The following is a 4,735-nucleotide window of genomic DNA, read 5'->3' on the forward strand; positions in this document are numbered from 1 at the left end:
CGAACTGAATTTAACCCAGTTAAATTCGCCCTCGAATTGAAAATACTACGGACAACAGACGGTTTTGTGAAATGCGGAGGTCAGGCTCTTGCGTTGAAATTTTTGAGAAATTATTCGCAAAAAAGCCCTTTTCTTTTCCTAATTTTTGTATTTTAGCAAAAGAAAAATGGCTTTTTGCTTGGTGTTGAGATTGCATAAATACTTGATAATCAAAGTCCGCACTTCACAAAGCCGCAAACCGTTAGCAGAAATTATAAAACCAAACTATATACTTTAACTAAATGAAATCAAAATTTAAAATTTTTGTTTTAGGTATTTCACTAATATCTTTAACAAGTTGTGCGTTGTCAAATTCAGCAAAACAGATTAATTATCAATCAAATTTGAAAATTGACAATAAGTTATCCTCAAGCAAAATTGTTCAAATTGAACCAATGAAAGATACAAGAGGATATAAAGATGAAAAAGTTATTTTCTACAAAAAGAATATGTATAATCAGACAATGTCTGGTGCATATATGGCTGAAAAACCTGTCGCTGAAATCCTGACAGATGCCATTAAAAATGGCTTCAAAGAAAAAAATATTTCCGTAAATGATGGTAACAATGATTATACTCTAAAATCAGAATTAATAAAATTAGATTATGAAGCAATTTCTGGTTTCTCAACGGTGCAATTAATTCCACAAATTACAGTAAAATTTCAATTAATTGATAAAAGTGGAAAAGTTGTTTGGACAGATTTAATAACTGGAAAAGCAAATACTAAAGGTGCTAAATTTGAAAAGTTTTTACCACCAGCAATTGACAATCTTGTAGAACAACTTGTCAATAATCAAGATTTTTTAAATAATACAAAAACTGAATAATTATAACTTCTGCTAACAAGGGTTTGGCGCAATGGCGGGTTAAGGCTAAAATTGAAGTTTCGGCTTTCTATTCCGCAAAAAGCCAATTATATTGACTTTTTTCATAAAATTATTCAATTAATTGGCTTTTGCTTACCGTGTCGCTAAATTGAAACTTTTCGCTTCAATTTCCGCCACTGACGCCAAGCCCCGAAACGTTGGCAGAAAACTCAGAAGAGCGGAACAAAAAAGATAGGACAAACCTGTATCGATACAATAGAATTCTTATACAGTGAATATGAATAATTTTGATTGTAATGTTTTTTGTGAAAATTTTGACAACGGGAGGTGTCTTAACAAAAAAATCGCCCGAACCTTCCAAAGCAGCAAAGTGCTGTAAATGGGCAACACACTTGAATTATGAAAAAATTATTATTAACCGCTGCACTAGTAGTAACAGGTTTTGCTAGTGCTAAACAATCAATTCATAAAATAGAAAATATAGAAAAAGATACTAAAATTTCTTCTAATTATTTTTATGGCTTTTGTACAGTAACTATTGTCAGATACAATACAGATGGAACTTATACTATTATTAGAAGTTTTACAAGAATGACAGAAACAAAAGAACAATGTGAAGCTTTAACTGCTCTTAGTGTATCTATGGAACAATGGGGCATAGATTCATCAAATTTAAATTAATTTTTAATACACTGCAATCATTTGATTAATGATTGTAGTGTTAATTACCACATCACATGAAAAAACATATTTCAATATTTTTTTTATTTTTTTATTTATCTGCTCTTAGTCAAACTACACTAATTGAATATGATTTTAGGGTTAATGTTTTCCAGCCATTCTTATTTAACTCAAAATTATATTTCGATTCAAAAGGTAATAAAAAATATACAGTTTGGTATGGTATTGCAGGTCAATTAAAAAGAGGAATCCCAAATAATGCTGTTGTAGATAAAAGATATTTTGAGTACATTTTATACACAAATTCATCTTTAAGCAATTATTTTATTCATGATGAGATTAATAGGAAAAATATTTACTTAAAAGATAGAAAAGGAAAATTAAAATATACATTGGAGAAAGAAAAAAAAGAATTGCAAGGTATTATTCTTTCCAAAGCTTTAACCGAATTTAGGGGAAGAAAATATACGCTATGGTATGATGCTAAATCTAGTATAAGCGTGGGACCTTGGAAGTTTTCTAATGTACCCGGACTTGTATATGAAATATATGATGACACTTCAACCTACAAATGGGAATTGAAATCTATTAATCGATCTAAAGAAAATATTTCACAAAACCCAATAAAAAATGAACAATTTATAGATTATACCGAATATCCTAAATTAAAGTATGGAATTTCAGAACAACTAAAAGAAGATTTGAAAACTATGCCAGATAATAAAATGATAGAACAAGAAAGAACTTCACTTGAAATAAAATTTGAATGGGAAAAATAAAATTAATCATAAATGTATTGTGCATAATATTGCCAATACAACATATTTTAAGTCAAAATTATTTGGTTAATTATGAAATAAAATATAAACCCAACCTAACTGATACACTGTTTGTCAAAGAAAAATATAATTTAGGAATAAATATTGAGAAGAAAAAATCAATTTTTTATCCTGACAAATTATTTATATCCCCATTCAATACGATTGTTGTAAAAGATTTCCAAAAAAAAGAATTTCAAAAATTGGAATATATATCAACAAATCTTTTCAGATTGGATTATGAATTTCAAAATTCTTGGAAATTATTAACCGAAAAAAAACAAATTCTAACATACAAATGTTCGAGTGCATCTATTGATTTTGGAGGTAGAACATGGATTGCTTGGTACACAAGTCAAATTCCAATTCAAGATGGTCCTTGGAAATTTGAAGGTCTTCCAGGACTAATTTTAGAGATTAATTCTAAAGATAATGAATATAGTTTTAAACTTTCAAGCATAGAGAAAACAAATGATTTCAAATCAATTCCAAGTAATATTGTTTCCAATTTTAATTCTAAAGAAAATCAATTAGATTACAAAAGAAAATTATTGTTGGATCCAACAATGGGAACGAAAACATCAAATAGTGGCTTTATGGCTAAAGCATATTTTAATGGAGAAGAAATTACTGAAAGAGACAGAGATAAATTTAGAATCGATTCATTTAAAAAATTCATTTCAACTTATAATAATCCAATTGAAAAAGGAGATATTTGGATAAAATAAATAGAGAGTCTTCTGCCAACAGACGGTTTTGTGAAATGCGGAGGTCAGGCTCTTGCGTTGAAAATTTTGAGAAATTATTCGCAAAAAAGCCATTTTCTTTTCCTAATTTTTGTATTTTAGCAAAAGAAAAATGGCTTTTTGCTAAGTGTAGAGATTGCATAAGTACTTGATAATCAAAGCCCGCACTTCACAAAGCCGCAAACCGTTGTACGACATTTTATAAAACCCGAATCAAAAACATAAAATTATACCAATATGAAAAAAGTGAATTTTAACAATCGCCAAATGACTCTCCTATCCTCAGCATTTCTTGATAATTTATTTCCAAGACCTTACTTAGGTGATCTTAAAACAGGCGATGTAATAATTACACGAGAAGGTGACAAGTGCGATTTTTATTTTTCAGAAGATTATTTCAATAAATTAAGAAATCATATTATTGGAGAATATAATTTAGGAAAATTTGACAGAAGTAATGCAGCAAGTGATTGGATTAATCTAATGCACAAGTTTGATTATTTTGAAGAAGTAAGTTATGATACGGAAGGGCTAAAAAATTATTGGCTTTCAGTTGACAAAGACGAAGAACAAAAGGAAAAAGAAGCGATAGAAAATAACAAAACTTCAAATGACCAATCTTTTGGCTCATTAACTGATAAAGAAGGGAATATTTACAAAACAATTAGAATTGGAAATCAAGTTTGGTTAGCAGAAAATTACAAATGCACTACAAAAAGTAACGGCGAAAAATTAAATTATATAGAAAATAATGATGAATGGTTGAGAAATAACGATAGTAATTATTGTTATTTCAACAATGACGAAAGCCAAAAAAACCTTGGTACTATCTATAATTGGAAATCCATTAATGAAGATATTTTTCCTGAAGGATGGAAAGTGCCGAGTAAGGAAGATTGGGATGAATTGTCTAATTTTTTAATTGAGAATAAGTTTAATTATGATGGGAGCACTGAAAAAATTTGGGGAAATAAATTTGCTAAGTCTTTATCTTCAGAAGAAGGATGGAGAGAGTCAAGAAAAGTTGGAACTCCAGGATATGAAAGTGAAAAAAATAATACTTCCAAATTTTCAGGAATTCCGTGTGGATTTAGATTTCCAGATGGAAGATTTTCCAACACACCAGAAAGTGCAGCATTTTGGTGGAGTTCCACTCAATGTGATGGTGGTAAAACACCTGCAATCGAAGATGACTTTGTGATTAATTACGTTCTCTATTTCGAATATAGTTCTTTAGATAGTTCACAGCAAGTTAAAAAGTTCGGAAGTTATCTGAGACTAATAAAAGAATAAAAAAACGTCGTACAACATAGTATTGCCAAAAAAGCGGGGTTGAAGTCATTCTTTGAGAGTTCAGTCAAAATAGTCGCAAAAAATTTTCCCTTTTCCAAAGAAAATTTTTAAGTTTGAAAAAGGGGGAAAATTTTTGCTTCGGGAAGTAATTCTTTTGAGATCTCGGTTATAAAAAGCCCGCTTCTTCGGCAATACTTTTCCCGTTGTCCGTAATATTTGAGGAGCGTTATCAAATTGAAGATTTTGCAAATTTGAAAATTTATTGACCTCTACCCTTCTGATTTCTAAATTTTATGTCGAATAATTTCTGCGTGAAAATTTTAAAAAT

The 4,735-nt window shown here is 29.5% G+C and carries 5 protein-coding genes; all 5 read left to right on the top strand.

Annotation, left to right across the window (positions count from 1 at the left end):
- The first annotated feature begins 281 nt into the window (after nt 1-281).
- The 5 genes from EIY84_RS11460 to EIY84_RS11480 all read left to right on the top strand — a co-directional run bounded on the left by EIY84_RS11460 (nt 282) and on the right by EIY84_RS11480 (nt 4,407).
- The gene (locus EIY84_RS11460) at nt 282-869 is read left to right on the top strand and encodes a hypothetical protein (protein ID WP_124643295.1); all 588 of its coding nucleotides are present in this window, start codon (nt 282-284) and stop codon (nt 867-869) included.
- A gap of 399 nt (nt 870-1,268) precedes the next feature.
- Nucleotides 1,269-1,550, top strand: a complete 282-nt coding sequence (locus tag EIY84_RS11465) for a hypothetical protein (RefSeq protein WP_124643297.1) — start codon at nt 1,269-1,271, stop codon at nt 1,548-1,550.
- Between the two features lie 56 nt (nt 1,551-1,606).
- Entirely contained in the window at nt 1,607-2,329 is a 723-nt protein-coding gene (locus EIY84_RS11470) for a GLPGLI family protein (protein ID WP_124643299.1), read from the top strand.
- The gene (locus EIY84_RS11475; RefSeq protein ID WP_124643301.1) at nt 2,317-3,096 is read left to right on the top strand and encodes a GLPGLI family protein; all 780 of its coding nucleotides are present in this window, start codon (nt 2,317-2,319) and stop codon (nt 3,094-3,096) included. Before EIY84_RS11470 ends, EIY84_RS11475 begins: the two co-directional genes overlap by 13 nt.
- A gap of 255 nt (nt 3,097-3,351) precedes the next feature.
- The gene (locus EIY84_RS11480; protein WP_124643303.1) at nt 3,352-4,407 is read left to right on the top strand and encodes an FISUMP domain-containing protein; all 1,056 of its coding nucleotides are present in this window, start codon (nt 3,352-3,354) and stop codon (nt 4,405-4,407) included.
- The last annotated feature ends 328 nt before the right edge of the window (nt 4,408-4,735 follow it).

The organism is Amniculibacterium aquaticum, from assembly GCF_003852705.1.
GTDB classification, from domain to species: Bacteria; Bacteroidota; Bacteroidia; order Flavobacteriales; family Weeksellaceae; genus Amniculibacterium; species Amniculibacterium aquaticum.